Genomic DNA, 15459 nt, shown 5'->3' on the forward strand with positions numbered 1-15459 from the left:
CACTGGGGGCGTGATCCGTGACGACGCCCTGGCCGCGCTCCCCGTGCGCGCGGCCCTCCCCGCCCTGAACGACGCGCTCGACGGGCACGGCAGTGCCGTCCTGGTGGCCCCGCCCGGCACCGGCAAGACCACGCTGGTGCCGCTCGCCCTGGCCGGGCTGACCGGCGGGGGTCCGGCCCGGCGGGTGGTCGTGGCCGAGCCGCGGCGGATCGCGGCGCGCGCCGCGGCCCGGCGGATGGCCTGGCTGCTGGGCGAACGGCCCGGCGGGAGCGTCGGCCACACCGTCCGCGGGGAACGCGTCGTCGGGCCGCGCACGCGCGTGGAGGTCGTCACCACCGGTGTGCTGCTCCAGCGCCTCCAGCGCGACCAGGAGCTGGCCGGCGTGGACGCGGTGGTCCTCGACGAGTGCCACGAGCGGCATCTGGACGCGGACACGGCCGCGGCGTTCCTGTGCGACGTACGGGAGGCGCTGCGGCCGGAGCTGCGGCTCGTGGCCGCGTCGGCGACCACGGACGCCGAGGGCTGGGCGCGGCTGCTGGGCGGGGCGCCGGTGGTCGAGGCGGCCGGTGTGTCGTACCCGGTGGAGGTGGTGTGGGCGCCGCCCGCGCGCCCGGTGCGGCCGCCGCACGGCATGCGGGTGGATCCCGCGCTGCTCGCGCACGTGGGGTCGGTGGTGCGGCGGGCGCTGGCCGAGCGGACCGGTGACGTGCTGTGCTTCCTGCCGGGCGCGGGCGAGATCGCCCGGGTCGCGGGCGCGCTGAAGGACCTGGACGGCACGGATGTGCTCCAGGTGCACGGACGGGCCCCGGCGGCCGTGCAGGACGCGGTGCTGGCACCCGGGACGCGGCGCCGGGTGGTGCTCGCCACGTCGGTCGCGGAGTCCTCGCTGACGGTGCCCGGCGTCAGGGTCGTGGTGGACGCGGGGCTCGCCCGGGAGCCTCGGGTCGACCACGCGCGCGGGCTGAGCGCGCTGACGACCGTACGGGCCTCGCAGGCGGCCGGACGGCAGCGGGCGGGCCGGGCCGGACGGGAGGCGCCGGGCACGGTGTACCGGTGCTGGACCGAGGCCGAGGACGGCCGCCTGCCGCGGTTCCCGGCGCCGGAGATCAAGGTGGCCGACCTCACCGCGTTCGCCCTTCAGGCGGCCTGCTGGGGCGACCCGGACGCCTCCGGGCTCGCCCTGCTCGATCCGCCGCCCGCCGGGGCGATGGCGGCGGCGCGGGAGGTGCTGGCCGCCGTGGGCGCGGTCGGTCCGGACGGGCGCGCCACGGAGCGCGGTGCGCGGCTGGCCCGGCTCGGCGTGCATCCCCGGCTCGGACGGGCCCTGCTCGACGCGGGCGCCGGTGACGCGGCGGAGCGGGCCGCGGAGGTGGTCGCGCTGCTCAGCGAGGAGGTGCCCCGGGAGTACGGCGACGATCTCGCGGCCGCGCTGCGCGCCGCCCGGCGCGGCGGCGACCCGTACGCGGGGCGGTGGCGCACGGAGGTGCGGCGGCTGCGGGCCGCGGCGAAGGGGTCCGCGGCGCCCGCCCCGGAAGGACGCGCGGCGGAGTCCTCCGGCGGGCGCCGGGAGGAGGACGTGGCCGGGCTGGTCGCCGCGCTGGCCTTCCCCGAGCGGGTGGCGCGGCTGGACGGCGGTTCGTACCTGATGGTCTCCGGCACCCGGGCGGAGCCGGCCGAGGGGTCCGCGCTGCGCGGGTCGCCGTGGCTCGCCGTCGCGGTCGCCGACCGGCCGCTGGGCCGGGGGCACGCGCGCGTGCAGCTCGCCGCGGCCGTCGACGAGGACATCGCCCGGCGTGCGGCCGGGGCGCTGCACGAGGAGCGGGAGGAGGTCGGCTGGGCCGGCGGGGACGTCGTCGCGCGGCGGGTCGAACGGCTGGGTGCGGTGGAGCTGAGGGCACGGCCCCTCACCGACCCCGCTCCCGCGCTCGTGCGCGAGGCGCTGCTCCAGGGACTGCGTCAGGAGGGCTGGGGGCTGCTGCGCTGGTCGCCGGGGGCCGAGGCGCTGCGGCGGCGGCTCGCCTTCCTGCACCGGCGGCTCGGCGCGCCCTGGCCCGATGTGGGCGACGACGCCCTGCACGCGCGCGTGGAGGAGTGGCTGGAGCCGGAACTCGGCCGTGCCCGCCGCCGCGCGGACCTCGCGCGGATCGACGCCGGGCAGGGGCTGTCCCGGCTGCTGCCCTGGGCCTCGGGGGAGGCGGCCCGCCTGGACGAACTGGCCCCGGAGCGGATCACCGTGCCCAGCGGGTCGGCCGTCCGGGTCGACTACGGCGATCCCGAGCGGCCGGTGCTCGCGGTGAAGCTCCAGGAGATGTTCGGGCTGGACGCCTCGCCCGCCGTGGCCGGGATGCCGGTCCTCGTGCACCTGCTCTCCCCCGCCGGCCGTCCCGTCGCCGTCACCGCCGACCTCGCGTCCTTCTGGCGGGACGGCTACAAGGGCGTACGGGCTCAGCTGCGCGGGCGGTACCCGAAGCACCCCTGGCCCGAGGACCCGGCGACCGCCGAGCCGACCCGGCACACCAACGCCCGGCTGCGGCGCTGACCCGCCGGCCGGTCCCGGGCCGCACGCGCCGGGGCGCCCCGCTCCCGCGCCGGTGCGGGAGGGGGGCGCCCCGGTGATGTGCCGGTGCCGCCGCGCGGCCTACGAGCCGGTGGACGGGGACCCGGACGGTGACGGGGACGTGGACGGGGAACCGGACGGGTCCGGTGACGGTTCGGCGGTGCCGTCCGCCGCGACCTTCAGCTCCACGGTCAGGGTCGCGCCACCGGTGGTGGTGATGCGGAGCAGGAAGGTGCCGGTGGTGTCGTCCGCGTACAGCTCGGGCAGCTTGAGCAAACCCTTGTCGTCGGTCCTGAGGTCCGTCAGGGTGCGTACGGGCTTGTCGTCGTCGCCCTTGAAGTAGGGGCCCTTGTCGTTCTCGGTGCCGTCCTCGGCGGACTTGACCAGGGTGGCGGTGGCCGCGACCCGGTCCGCGACGGCGCCCTTGTAGGTGGCCTTGACCTCGATCTGGTCGGCGAAGGTGCCGCCGGGCGTGCAGAGCAGCGGTGTGTCGCCGGTGCGGGCGAGCTTGTCGGCGGCGCGCGCGGTGACCGTGGCCTTGTACTGGACGGCGGCGACCGTGCGGCCCACGAGCAGGGCCTGCACGGTGAAGGAGCCCGTCTTCTCACCGGCCTGGAGCGCCGGTGCGACGGCCGTACCGGAGGCGTCGGTGACGATGGTGGCGACCTTCTCGCCCCCCGCGAAGGCGGCGTCGGTGTCACCGCCGATCACGAACCGGATCCTGACCTTGGCGACCGCCTTGCCGGCCTTGGTCTCGGCGCGGGCGCTGATCCTCCGCGCGAAGGCGTCGCCGGCCCTCGCCGTCAGCTCGCCCGTGCCCGCGTCCTTCAGGTGGTCCACGGTGTCGGTGGGCGTGGAGGGCTTGGTGGGGGGCGTCGGAGGCTTGGTGGGCGGCTCGGTCGGGGAGCCGCCGCCCGGCTTGCCCGGCTTGGCAGGCTTGCTCGGGGTGCTCGGCTTGCCCGGCTCGGCCGGTGTGCCCGGCTTGCCGGACTTCCCGGCGCCGGTCGTCGGCACGGTCGGCTGCCAGGGGTTCGTGGGCGACGTCCCGGGGGTGCCGCCGCCACTGCTGTGGCTCGGCAGCTGGCCGGTGCCGTCCGGCACGGAGTGGGTGCCCTTGCGGTAGTACTCCAGCCAGGACAGGACGGTGTTCAGGTACTCCTGCGAGTGGTTGTAGCTGAGGATCGCGCTGTTCAGGTCCGCCTGGTCCGACAGGTCCCAGCCGTTGCGGCACAGGTAGTGCGCGGTGGCCAGGGCGGCGTCGTAGATGTTGTTGGGGTCCTTCTTGCCGTCGCCGTTGCCGTCCCGGCCCGCCCACTTCCAGGTGGAGGGGATGAACTGCATGGGGCCGACCGCGCGGTCATAGGTGCTGTCGCCGTCGTAGGCGCCGTGGTCGGTGTCGCTGATGTGCGCGAAACCGCTGCCGTCGAGGACGGGGCCGAGGATCGGGGTGAGCGTCGTGCCCTGGGCGTCCACCTGGCCGCCGCGGGCCTGGCCGGACTCGACCCGGCCGATCGCGGCGAGCAGTTGCCAGGGCAGGTTGCAGCCCGGCTTGGCGGTCCGCAGCTCGGACTCGGCCTTCTTGTAGGCGTCGAGCACGGTGGCGGGTATGCCCGCCTCGGCCGGGCCGCCGGCGGCGGGGGTGCCGCTCCCCGTGCCGGTGCCGGTGACGGGCTCGGGGCTCTTCAGCGGCGGCAGGTCCGTGTAGTACTGCGTGTCACCGGTCGCGGTGTCCCCGGCGCCCGCGGCGGTGTCGGGGGCGGAGGACGCACCGGCCGCCGTCTGTCTGCCGTCGTCGCCGGCCGTCACACCGGGAGCCTCCGAAGCGGAGAGCGCCGCGACCGCGACCGCGGCCACAGCCGTGGTCGCCGCCCCTTTGTACAGCCTCCTGCCGAAATGCGCCGCCATGGAGTGAACCCCTCCCGTGAACGCCCGAGCGTCCCTCTGTTCCTGTGTGTTCGCCCTGTTGTGACGGTTGACCCGCGGTACTGGTTGCCCTTGTGGAGCCTTCCGGATGCACGACCCAGGTGACCCTACGACAACTTCCTTTGTGTCGGGAGCGGTTCGTGCCCGGTTTGCTCCGGTTGGCCACCTTCGGCCGCACGAGGACGCGGAACCGAGGTGTCCGGTTCTCTCTCCCGCATACTGGGCGTATCGGTCGTCCGGGTCGTCCGGCCCGGTCAACACGCCTTGTGGGGGGTTCCGTTGCCGTTCACTCTGAGCCACGCGGCCGCCGTGCTGCCCGCCGTGCGCGGGGACGGCACGGGCCGGTGGCGGCTGGTGCCGGTGGTGCTCGTCGCGGGTTCCTTCGCACCGGACGCGACCTTCTACGCGGCGAACGCGCTGCCCCCGGCGATGGGGTTCGGCACCTTCACCCACTCCCTGCCCGGCGTCGTGACGGTGGACGTGCCGACGGCCTGGCTCCTGGCCTGGCTGTGGCTCCTGGCCCGCGAGCCCCTGGTGGCGCTGCTCCCCCGGAGCGTCCAGGGGCGGCCCGCGGCACTGCTGCGGTGCGGTGCTCCACGCGCGCGCGTGGAGCCCTCCTCGGTGGCGCGCTGGTACCTCTCCGCGGCCGCGGGCGCGCTGACCCATGTGGTCTGGGACGCCTTCACCCACCACGACCGGTGGGGTGTACGGGTGTTCCCGGTGCTGGACCACCGGATCGGGGGCGCGCCGGGCTACCGCTGCCTCCAGTACGGCGGCTCGGTGGTGGCGGCGGTCGCGATCACCGGTTTCGTCGTCCACGCGCTGCGGCGGGCGGTGGCCGTCGAGCCGGCCGGGGCCGGGGTTCCGGTGCTGCCGGCCCGGGACCGGTGGTGGGGCCCGGCCCTGATCGGCGGCTGCGCGGCGGCCGGGACGGTGCAGCGGGTCGCCCGCTCGTGGGCCGCGGACGGGAGGGGCGGGGGCGGGGGCCTGTTCGATCTGATCCCCACCGTGTGCTTCGGCGCGGGCGCCGGGCTGGTGGTGGGGGTGACGGCGTACGCGGTGGTGGTGCGGGTGCGCCACCGGCACAGGGGCGGCGCGGGGGGCGAGCGTGTCGGGAGCGGGGGCGTCGGAAGCGGGGGCGTCGGAAGCAAGGAGGGTGGGGACGCCGGTCGGCCGGAGCCGGGTGCGGGAGGCTACGACGGGCGTCGGCGGGACGGCGGCCTACGGGTTCGGTGAGGCGGCGGGCCTTCGGCCTCCGGGCGGCCGGGCCCTCCCTGGTTCCGGTCCCGGTCCGGGTCCCGTCCCCGGCGGTCTCCGCCGCTCGCGGCCCACCGACGACCGGCCCGGACCGGTCCGGACCAGTTCGGACCGGTCCGGACCAGTTCGGTTCCGTTCCGTTCCGTTCGGTTCGGCTATCGGTCGCGGTGGCCGGACCACCGGTCGCGCTGGGCGGACTACCGGTCGCGGCGGCCCGGACCGTTGCGGCGGCCCTGGTGATCCTGAGGGGACGGGTGGCCCGTCCGATCGGGCCGGTCCGTGCGATCGGGCCGGTCCGTGCGAGCCGGGCGGTCCGTGCGAGCCGGGCGGTCCGTGCGAGCCGGGCGGTCCGGGCGGTCCCTGCGGTGCTTCCGGTCCCGGCGGTCGGGGCGGTCGGATCGTTCCGGACGTTCCGGACGTTCCGGACGCTCCGGGCGCTCCGGGCGGGTCTCGCGTGGTGCCGGGCCGCTCGGGCGGCGGGGCGCGGCCGGGGAGGCCGCGACGAAGACGGTCACGGTGCGGGTGGGGACCGGGCGCGGCACCCGGGCGAGCAGGAGCGCCGCGTAGCCGCGCGTCAGATCGGCCCACAGCCGCCAGGGAAGCCGCGCGCCGGGGGTGAACCGGCGGCGCGCGTCCCGCGCGGCCCGACGGAGGGTGACCGCGAGGTCGGTCGGGACGCGGGCGGTGCTCGCGGTCGACGCGAGGGCCGGAACCGGCGGGGGCGACGCGGCCGGGGCCGCGCCGACGGCTGTCTGGGATACCGCCGGCCGGTGGTTGAGCATGCGTATACCCATGCCCAGATCCTGTCGGGCAGGGCGTGCCGCTGCGTCTTCGCGGGGGCCACGTGAGTGATGTACACGCAGTCGCCGCAGGTCACGGCAGGTCCGGGCCCCTCCGGTCGAGCCGGCGGCCCGGTGGTGCACACGGACGGGTCCGGCGGACGGCACAGGAAGCCGTCCGCCGGACCCGTCCCGGCCGGGCCGTGCGCGGCGCCCGGCGGCCGTCAGTGCGCCGCCGACTCCCAGTCCGGTCCCACGCCCACCGAGACGTCCAGGGGCGCCCTGAGCCGGACCGCGCCGGCCATCTCGCGGCGGACGATCTCCTCCACGGCCGCGCGCTCGCCGGGGGCGATCTCCAGCACGATCTCGTCGTGGACCTGGAGAAGCATCCGGGACCTCAGCTCGGCCTCGGCCAGCGCCCGGTCCACGTTGAGCATGGCGATCTTGACGATGTCGGCCGCCGTGCCCTGGATCGGCGCGTTGAGGGCCATCCGCTCGGCCATTTCGCGGCGCTGGCGGTTGTCGCTGTTGAGGTCGGGGAGGTAGCGGCGGCGGCCGAACAGGGTCTCGGTGTAGCCGGTCGCGCGGGCCTCGTCCACCACTCGGTGCAGATAGTCCCGCACGCCGCCGAACCGCTCGAAGTAGGCGTCCATCAGGGCGCGGGCCTCGCCCGCCTCGATGTTCAGCTGCTGGGAGAGGCCGAAGGCCGACAGGCCGTACGCCAGGCCGTAGGACATGGCCTTGATCTTGCGGCGCATCTCCGCGTCCACCGCCGAGCGCTCGACGGCGAAGACCTGCGAGGCCGCGGTGGTGTGCAGGTCCTCACCGGAGGTGAACGCCTCGATCAGGCCCGCGTCCTCGGACAGATGGGCCATGACGCGCAGCTCGATCTGGCTGTAGTCGGCGGTCATCAGCGACTCGAAGCCCTCGCCGACCACGAAGCCGCGGCGGATGGCCCGGCCCTCGTCGGTGCGCACCGGGATGTTCTGGAGGTTCGGGTCGGTCGAGGAGAGGCGGCCGGTCGCGGCGACCGTCTGGTTGAAGGTGGTGTGGATGCGGCCGTCGGCGGCGATGGTCTTGATCAGGCCCTCGACGGTCACCCGGAGCTTGGCCTGCTCGCGGTGGCGGAGCATGATCACCGGCAGCTCGTTGTCCGTCTGGCCGGCCAGCCAGGCCAGGGCGTCGGCGTCGGTGGTGTAGCCCGTCTTGGTCTTCTTGGTCTTCGGCAGGGCCAGCTCGCCGAAGAGGACCTCCTGGAGCTGCTTGGGCGAGCCGAGGTTGAACTCGTGCCCGGCCGCCGCGTGCGCCTCCTTCACGGCCTGCTGCACCGCCCCGGCGAAGGTCTGCTCCATCGCCTCCAGATGGGTGCGGTCGGCGGCGATGCCGTGCCGCTCCATGCGGGCGAGCAGCGCGGAGGTGGGCAGCTCCATGTCGCGCAGCAGGTCCGCGGCGCCGACCTCCTGGAGGCGGTCCCCGAAGGCGGTGCCGAGGTCGAGGACGGCGCGCGCCTGGATCATCAGGGCCTCGGCCTCGGCGGCGTCTTCCGCGCCGAAGGCGAGTTGGCCGTCGGCCGCCGCGGCCGGTGCCAGCTCGCGGTGCAGGTACTCCAGGGACAGCGCGTCCAGGTCGAAGGAGCGGCGTCCCGGCTTCACCAGATAGGCGGCGAGCGCGGTGTCCATGGCGACGCCCGCGACGCTCCAGCCGTGCTCGGCGAAGACCCGCATGGCGCCCTTGGCGTTGTGGAACACCTTGGTCCGGCCGGCGTCGGCCAGCCAGCCGGCGAACGCCTGCTCGTCGGCCTCGTCGAGCTGCGTCGGGTCGAACCAGGCGGCGGCCCCGCCGTCGGCGGCCAGCGCGACCTCGGCCACCGAGCCGGTGCCCAGCGCCCAGGTGTCGACCGTGGCGACGCCGAGGGTCCGGCCGCCGTGCTCGGCGAGCCAGCCGGCCAGCTCGCCGGTGCCCAGCACCGCGCCGTCCAGCTCCACGCCCTCCGTCGCGATCGGCGTGGTCTCGGCCTCCTCGGCGCCGGGGTCGACGGCGAAGAGCCGCTCGCGCAGCGACGGGTTGCGGATCTCCAGGGTGTCCAGGACCATCGCGACGGCCTTGCGGTCGTACGCGGCCCTGGCCAGCTCGGCGACGCGCTTCGGCAGCTCGACGCCGCGCTCCAGCTCGGTGAGGCGGCGGTTGAGCTTGACGGCCTCCAGGTGGTCGCGCAGATTCTGCCCGGCCTTGCCCTTGACCTCCTCGACGCGCTCGACCAGCTCGGCGAACGAACCGAACTGGTTGATCCACTTCGCGGCCGTCTTCTCGCCCACGCCCGGGATGCCCGGCAGGTTGTCCGACGGGTCGCCGCGCAGCGCCGCGAAGTCGGGGTACTGGGCAGGCGTCAACCCGTACTTCTCGAAGACCTTCTCCGGGGTGAACCGGGTCAGCTCGGAGACGCCCTTGGTGGGGTAGAGCACGGTGGTGTGCTCGGAGACCAGCTGGAAGGAGTCGCGGTCGCCGGTGACGATCAGCACGTCGAAGCCCTCGGCCTCGGCCTGGGTGGCGAGGGTGGCGATGATGTCGTCCGCCTCGAACCCCTCGACGGCGAAGCGGGAGGCGTGCATCGCGTCGAGCAGCTCGCCGATCAGCTCCACCTGCCCCTTGAACTCGTCGGGGGTCTTGGAGCGGTTCGCCTTGTACTCCGTGAACTCCTCGGAGCGCCAGGTCTTGCGGGAGACGTCGAACGCCACCGCGAAGTGCGTGGGCGCCTCGTCACGCAGGGTGTTGGCCAGCATCGACGCGAAGCCGTAGATCGCGTTCGTCGGCTGGCCCGTCGCGGTGGTGAAGTTCTCCGCGGGCAGCGCGAAGAACGCGCGGTAGGCCAGCGAGTGCCCGTCCATGAGCATCAGCCGCGGACGGGTGCCGCCGGAGTCGGTCTCGGTCTTCTTCGATGCTGTCTCTGCCACGTCCCCGATCCTGCCACGTGCCACTGACAGCCGGACGCCACCCGCGCTGTGCCCGGCCGCCAGGCCCCCGGCGTCCCCGGACCGTCCCCGGGCCTCTGCCCCCGGCCCTCGGTCCGCGCTCCTCCCCGGCCGGCGGCATTGTCACCGCCTCGTGCGAGGATCGGAGACGGTCCGGTGCGGGGCCCGGGATACGCATCTCGCGGTACCGGCCGGGCAAGGCAGCACAGGCAGCACAGGCAGCACCCACGCAGTCGCCAGTCGAAGGAGAGCGTCCGATGGCCACCAAGCCGCCCAAGGGTGATCCGGTCCAGGACGCGCCGCAGGTGGACGGGCCCGAGCACGCGGCGGCGGGACTGCCCGCCGTCCGGCACTCGCTGCGCATGGCCCGGCAGCAGATGGGGGTCAAGCGCACCGCGCTGACCCTGCTGCGGGTCAACCAGAAGGACGGCTTCGACTGTCCGGGCTGCGCCTGGCCCGAGCCGGAGCACCGGCACACGGCGGAGTTCTGCGAGAACGGCGCGAAGGCAGTCGCCGAGGAGGCGACCCTGCGCCGGGTCACCCCGGAGTTCTTCGCCGCGCACCCCGTGCCGGACCTGGCCGGCCGCAGCGGCTACTGGCTGGGGCAGCAGGGGCGGCTGACCCACCCCATGTACCTGCCGGAGGGCGCCGACCACTACGAGCCGGTCACCTGGGAGCGCGCCTTCGGCATCGTCGCCGAGGAGATCGCCGCGCTCTCCTCCCCCGACGAGGCCGTCTTCTACACCTCCGGCCGCACCAGCAACGAGGCCGCGTTCCTCTACCAGCTGTTCGCGCGGGAGCTGGGCACCAACAATCTCCCCGACTGCTCGAACATGTGCCACGAGTCGTCCGGTTCGGCCCTGTCGGAGACGATCGGCGTCGGCAAGGGCAGCGTCCTGCTGGAGGACCTCCACCAGGCCGATCTGATCATCGTGGCCGGCCAGAACCCGGGGACGAACCATCCGCGGATGCTCTCCGTGCTGGAGAAGGCCAAGGCGAACGGCGCGAAGATCATCAGCGTCAATCCGCTGCCCGAGGCCGGCCTGGAGCGCTTCAAGAACCCGCAGACGCCGAAGGGCCTGGCCACCGGTGCCGCGCTCACCGATCTGTTCCTCCAGATCCGCATCGGCGGCGACCAGGCCCTCTTCCGCCTCCTCAACCGGCTGATCCTTCAGACCCCGGGCGCCGTGGACGAGCTGTTCGTCCGCGAGCACACACACGGCTACGAGGAGTTCGCGGCCGCCGCCCGCGCCGCCGACTGGGACCGGACGCTCGCCGCGACCGGCCTCACCCGCGCGGAGATCGAGCGCGCCCTGGACATGGTGCTCGCCTCCCGGCGCGTCATCGTGTGCTGGGCGATGGGCCTGACCCAGCACAAGCACTCGGTGCCGACCATCCGCGAGGTGGTCAACTTCCTGCTGCTGCGCGGCAACATCGGGCGCACGGGCGCGGGCGTGTGCCCGGTGCGCGGCCACTCCAATGTGCAGGGCGACCGCACGATGGGCATCTTCGAGCGTCCCGCCCCGGCCTTCCTCGACGCCCTGGAGAAGGAGTTCGGCTTCGCCCCGCCGCGCGAGCACGGCTACGACGTCGTCCGGGCGATCCGCGCCCTGCGCGACGGCGAGGCGAAGGTGTTCTTCGCCATGGGCGGCAACTTCGTCTCCGCCTCGCCCGACACCGAGGTCACCGAGGCGGCCATGCGCCGGGCCAGGCTGACCGTGCACGTGTCGACCAAGCTCAACCGCTCGCACGTCGTCACGGGCGCGCGCGCCCTGATCCTGCCCACGCTCGGCCGCACCGAGCGCGATGTGCAGGGCGGTGGCGAGCAGTTCGTCACGGTCGAGGACTCGATGGGCATGGTGCACGCCTCCCGGGGCCGGCTGGCGCCCGCGAGCCCGCTGCTGCTGTCGGAGCCGACCATCGTGTCCCGGCTGGCCCGCCGGGTGCTGGGCGAGGACAGCGTGGTGCCGTGGGAGGAGTTCGAGCGGGACTACGGCGCGATCCGCGACCGGATCGCACGGGTGGTCCCCGGCTTCGAGGACTTCAACGCGCGCGTGGCCCGCCCCGGCGGCTTCGCGCTGCCGCACGCCCCGCGCGACGAGCGCCGCTTCCCGACCGCGACCGGCAAGGCCAACTTCACGGCAGCCCCGGTGGAGTTCCCCGAGCTGCCCGAGGGGCGGCTGCTGCTCCAGACGCTGCGCTCGCACGACCAGTACAACACCACGATCTACGGCCTGGACGACCGCTACCGGGGCATCCGGAACGGCCGGCGGGTGGTGCTCGTCCACCCCGAGGACGCGCGGCGGCTCGGGGTGGCCGACGGCTCGTACGTCGATCTGGTCGGCGAGTGGAAGGACGGTGTGGAACGGCGGGCGAGCGGCTTCCGGGTGGTGCACTACCCGACCGCGCGCGGCTGCGCGGCCTCGTACTACCCGGAGACGAACGTCCTGGTGCCCCTGGATGCCACCGCGGACACCAGCAACACCCCGGCCAGCAAGTCCGTCGTGGTGCGTCTGGAACAATCGGCGACCGACTGAGCGTCCGCTCAGCGGCGCAGTGCCGACCGACGACGAGGCGCAGTGCCGACCGACGACGAACGGAGCCGGGCCCATGGGCGAGCAGCAGCACGTGAAGTTCCCTCAGGAGGTCATCGACGAGTACGCCGCCCTCGGCATCGACCTGCCCGCCCTGTTCTCCGCCGGCGACCTCGGGACCCGTATGGGCGTGCGGATCACCGAGGCGTCCGCCGAGCGTGTCGTCGGCACCATGCCGGTGGAGGGCAACACCCAGCCGTACGGGCTGCTGCACGGCGGCGCCTCCGCCGTCCTCGCCGAGACCCTGGGCTCGGTGGGCGCCATGCTGCACGGCGGCAGTTCCAGGATCGCCGTCGGTGTCGACCTGAACTGCACGCATCACCGCGGGGCGCGTTCGGGCGCGGTCACCGGTGTGGCCACGCCGCTGCACCGGGGCCGCTCGACGGCCACGTACGAGATCGTGATCAGTGACGAGCAGGGGCGGCGGGTGTGCAGCGCGCGGCTCACCTGTCTGCTGCGCGAGGCGCGGCCGGCGGACGCGGACGGCGCGCGGACCGCAGCCACGGACTGACCCGCGCGGGCAGGGGGTGGTCCGGTCGCGTGCCGGGCCGCCCCCTTCGGCGTTCCCGGACACCATGACGCACCGCGTGCATCACGAACACCACCGGTCCCATCAGCCCCAACGCGCCGTTTACCGCGCAGGGCGGGACATCCCGGCGTATCGCCACTCCAGATATCCGTATTCATGCCTTCCCGGCCGTCGCTGAATGCGATCTTCCATTTTTTCGCGTAACACTGCGTAACACGGAAGCAATACGAAGGCTCTGATTCCTCTTCTCGGACACCCCCCGGCGTGATCTTTCCGGGGCCTCGCGGCGCGCTCGCGGCCCGCTCCGCCGCCGCCCCGCCGACGGCCAACCGGAAGTGCGCATTCTCAGAATGCGGACCGGAGCGGAATTCCACCAAACCGGCCGAGAGTGACCTTCCGAGAAGCCCCTGAACCGGAACGGCATAACAAGAAAGTCACAAGCCAGTCCACCACCATGCCCATGGCCACAACCCAGGCTTAGAGTCACGGCCAGTCACCGCTCCACCGGGAGTTCGGTACCAGCGCGGCCTGTGCCACCCCCACACCGGGCGGACAAGCCTGCGGAAAGGACTGATTGTGCGACAGCGTTCCCTGGTGATACTCACCTCCGTCCTCACGACCGGAGCTCTGGCCCTCACCGCGTGCGGCTCCCGCGGAGGCGACGACAAGGGCGGCGACGACAAGGGCGGCACCACGGTCGTCATCGGTGTCGACGCCCCGCTGACGGGACAGAACTCCGCCACCGGCCTCGGCATCCAGTCCGGCGTCGAGATCGCGGTCAAGGACGCCAACGAGAAGAAGCTCGTCCCCGGCGTCACCTTCAAGGTCGTCGCCCTCGACGACAAGGCCCTGCCGCCGACCGGCCAGCAGAACGCCTCCCAGCTGGTCGCCAACAAGGACGTCCTCGGCGTCGTCGGCCCGCTCAACTCCGGTGTCGCGCAGACCATGCAGAAGGTCTTCGCCTCCGCCAACCTGGCCGAGATCTCCCCGTCCAACACCGCGCCCGAGCTGACGCAGGGCAAGGACTGGGTCTCCGGCAACAAGGTCCGCCCCTTCAAGACGTATTTCCGCACCGCCATCACCGACGAGGTGCAGGGCGGCTTCGCGGCCGACTACGTCTTCAAGACCCTCAAGAAGAAGAAGGTCTTCGTCGTCGACGACAAGCAGACCTACGGAGCGGGTCTGGCCGGCATCTTCGGCAAGAAGTTCAAGGAGCAGGGCGGCACCGTCGCCGGCACCGACCACATCAACGTCGGTGACAAGGACTTCTCCACCCTCGTCACCAAGATCAAGAACTCGGGCGCCGAACTCCTCTACTACGGCGGCCAGTACGACGAGTCGCAGGTCCTGACCAAGCAGCTCAAGGACGCCGGCGCCAAGATCCCGCTGATGGGCGGCGACGGCATGTTCACCCCGACCTACATCCAGACCGCCGGCAAGGCGGCCGAGGGCGACTTCGTCACCTCCGTCGGCGTCCCCGTCGACACCCTGCCCGCCGCCAAGGAGTTCATCGACAAGTACAAGTCCGGTGGCTACAAGGGCGACTACGGCACCTACGGCGGCTACTCCTACGACGCCGCCACCGCCATCATCAAGGCCGTCGGCAACGTCGTGAAGGACGGCAAGGTCCCCTCCGACGCCCGCCAGCAGGTCGTCGACCAGCTCCAGAAGATCGACTTCGAGGGCATCGCAGGACCGGTCGGCTTCGACCAGTACGGCGACACCAAGAACAAGCAGCTCACCCTGTACCAAGTCACCAACGGTGCGTGGAAGTCCGTCAAGACCGGTACGTACAACGCAAGCTGACCCAGCCTCAGCACGGACGACACCAGGGCCGCGCGGCCACGACGACCCGTCACCGCGCGGCCCGACCTCTCTCCCCCGTCACTCTCCGCACCCACATGGAGGCCTTGCGGTGCACACTCTGCCGCAACAGCTGGCCAACGGGCTGATTCTCGGCTCGATGTACGGGCTGATCGCCATCGGCTACACGATGGTGTACGGCATCGTCCAGCTCATCAACTTCGCCCACGGCGAGATCTTCATGACCGGCGGCTTCGGCGCCCTCTCCGTCTATCTCGTCCTGCCCGACGGCACATCCATGTGGATCGCCCTCCCCCTCATGCTGATCGGCGGCGGCCTGGTGGCCGTGCTCATCGCGGTGGGAGCGGAACGATTCGCCTACCGGCCGCTCAGAGGCGCCCCACGCCTCGCCCCCCTCATCACCGCCATCGGCCTCTCCCTCGCCCTCCAGCAGGCCGTCTTCAACTGGTACCCGCACGCCGACAACGCCCGCAAGTTCCCCCAGCTGCCCGGCGGCCCGTTCAACATCACCGACAGCCTCAAGATCCAGTCCGGTGAACTCTTCGTCCTCATAGCCGCCCCCGTCTGCATGGGCGCCCTCGCCTTCTTCGTCCGCACCTCCCGCACCGGCCGCGCCATGCAGGCCACCGCCCAGGACCCGGACACCGCCCAGCTCATGGGCATCGACACCAACCGCATCATCGTCATCGCCTTCGCCATCGGCGGCTTCTTCGCCGCCGTCGCCGGCATCGCCTGGGGCTTCCGCGTCGGCAGCGTCAACTACGACATGGGCTTCGTCGCCGGACTCAAGGCCTTCACCGCCGCCGTCCTCGGCGGCATCGGCAACATCTACGGCGCCATGCTCGGCGGCATCGTCCTCGGCCTCGCCGAGGGACTCGCCACCGCCTACATCGCCGACATCCCCGGCATGGACCAGTTCGGCGGCCAGGGCTGGGCCTCCGTGTGGGCCTTCGTCCTCCTCATCCTCGTCCTCCTCTTCAGGCCACAGGGCCTGCTCGGCGAACGCGTCGCGGACAGGGCGTGAGCA

The 15459-nt window shown here is 73.3% G+C and carries 8 protein-coding genes; 6 read left to right on the forward strand and 2 right to left on the reverse strand.

From position 1 onward, the window contains the following. Positions 1–10: 10 nt before the first annotated feature. On the forward strand, positions 11–2539 hold the full coding sequence (hrpB, locus tag A8713_RS07435) for an ATP-dependent helicase HrpB (protein ID WP_064532390.1): 2529 nt from the start codon (positions 11–13) through the stop codon (positions 2537–2539). Positions 2540–2638: 99 nt separating this feature from the next. Here the strand turns inward: hrpB and A8713_RS07440 are convergent, their stop codons facing one another. Next, entirely contained in the window at positions 2639–4462 is a 1824-nt protein-coding gene (locus A8713_RS07440; RefSeq protein ID WP_064532391.1) for a lytic transglycosylase domain-containing protein, read from the reverse strand. A 297-nt stretch (positions 4463–4759) separates the two neighbouring features. Here A8713_RS07440 and A8713_RS07445 point away from each other — a divergent pair, with 297 nt between their 5' ends. After that, on the forward strand, positions 4760–5716 hold the full coding sequence (locus A8713_RS07445; RefSeq protein WP_064532393.1) for a DUF4184 family protein: 957 nt from the start codon (positions 4760–4762) through the stop codon (positions 5714–5716). A 1024-nt stretch (positions 5717–6740) separates the two neighbouring features. On the opposite strand, the gene polA is transcribed toward A8713_RS07445, so the two are convergent. After that, positions 6741–9467, reverse strand: a complete 2727-nt coding sequence (polA, locus tag A8713_RS07455) for a DNA polymerase I (protein ID WP_064532397.1) — start codon at positions 9465–9467, stop codon at positions 6741–6743. A gap of 275 nt (positions 9468–9742) precedes the next feature. On the opposite strand from polA, the gene A8713_RS07460 reads away from it, so the two are divergent. The 4 genes from A8713_RS07460 to A8713_RS07475 all read left to right on the forward strand — a co-directional run bounded on the left by A8713_RS07460 (position 9743) and on the right by A8713_RS07475 (position 15456). Beyond that, the gene (locus A8713_RS07460) at positions 9743–12022 is read left to right on the forward strand and encodes an FdhF/YdeP family oxidoreductase (RefSeq protein WP_064532398.1); all 2280 of its coding nucleotides are present in this window, start codon (positions 9743–9745) and stop codon (positions 12020–12022) included. A gap of 73 nt (positions 12023–12095) precedes the next feature. Next, positions 12096–12590: a PaaI family thioesterase gene (locus tag A8713_RS07465; RefSeq protein ID WP_064532401.1), complete on the forward strand. Its 495-nt coding sequence runs from the start codon at positions 12096–12098 to the stop codon at positions 12588–12590. A 594-nt stretch (positions 12591–13184) separates the two neighbouring features. Next, a complete protein-coding gene (locus A8713_RS07470) occupies positions 13185–14414 on the forward strand; it encodes a branched-chain amino acid ABC transporter substrate-binding protein (RefSeq protein WP_018567558.1) in 1230 nt (409 codons plus the stop codon). 109 nt (positions 14415–14523) lie between these two features. Further along, the gene (locus A8713_RS07475; RefSeq protein WP_064532403.1) at positions 14524–15456 is read left to right on the forward strand and encodes a branched-chain amino acid ABC transporter permease; all 933 of its coding nucleotides are present in this window, start codon (positions 14524–14526) and stop codon (positions 15454–15456) included. Positions 15457–15459 lie beyond the last annotated feature (3 nt).

It is taken from the genome of Streptomyces sp. SAT1 (genome assembly GCF_001654495.1).
Classification (GTDB): domain Bacteria; phylum Actinomycetota; class Actinomycetes; order Streptomycetales; family Streptomycetaceae; genus Streptomyces; species Streptomyces andamanensis.

Excerpts from the sequence above, each read along its gene's own strand:
- A8713_RS07465 (WP_064532401.1), top strand. The coding sequence starts at position 12,096 with ATGGGCGAGCAGCAGCACGTGAAGTTCCCTCAGGAGGTCATCGACGAG.
- A8713_RS07440 (WP_064532391.1), bottom strand. The coding sequence starts at position 4,462 with ATGGCGGCGCATTTCGGCAGGAGGCTGTACAAAGGGGCGGCGACCACG.
- A8713_RS07460 (WP_064532398.1), top strand. The coding sequence starts at position 9,743 with ATGGCCACCAAGCCGCCCAAGGGTGATCCGGTCCAGGACGCGCCGCAG.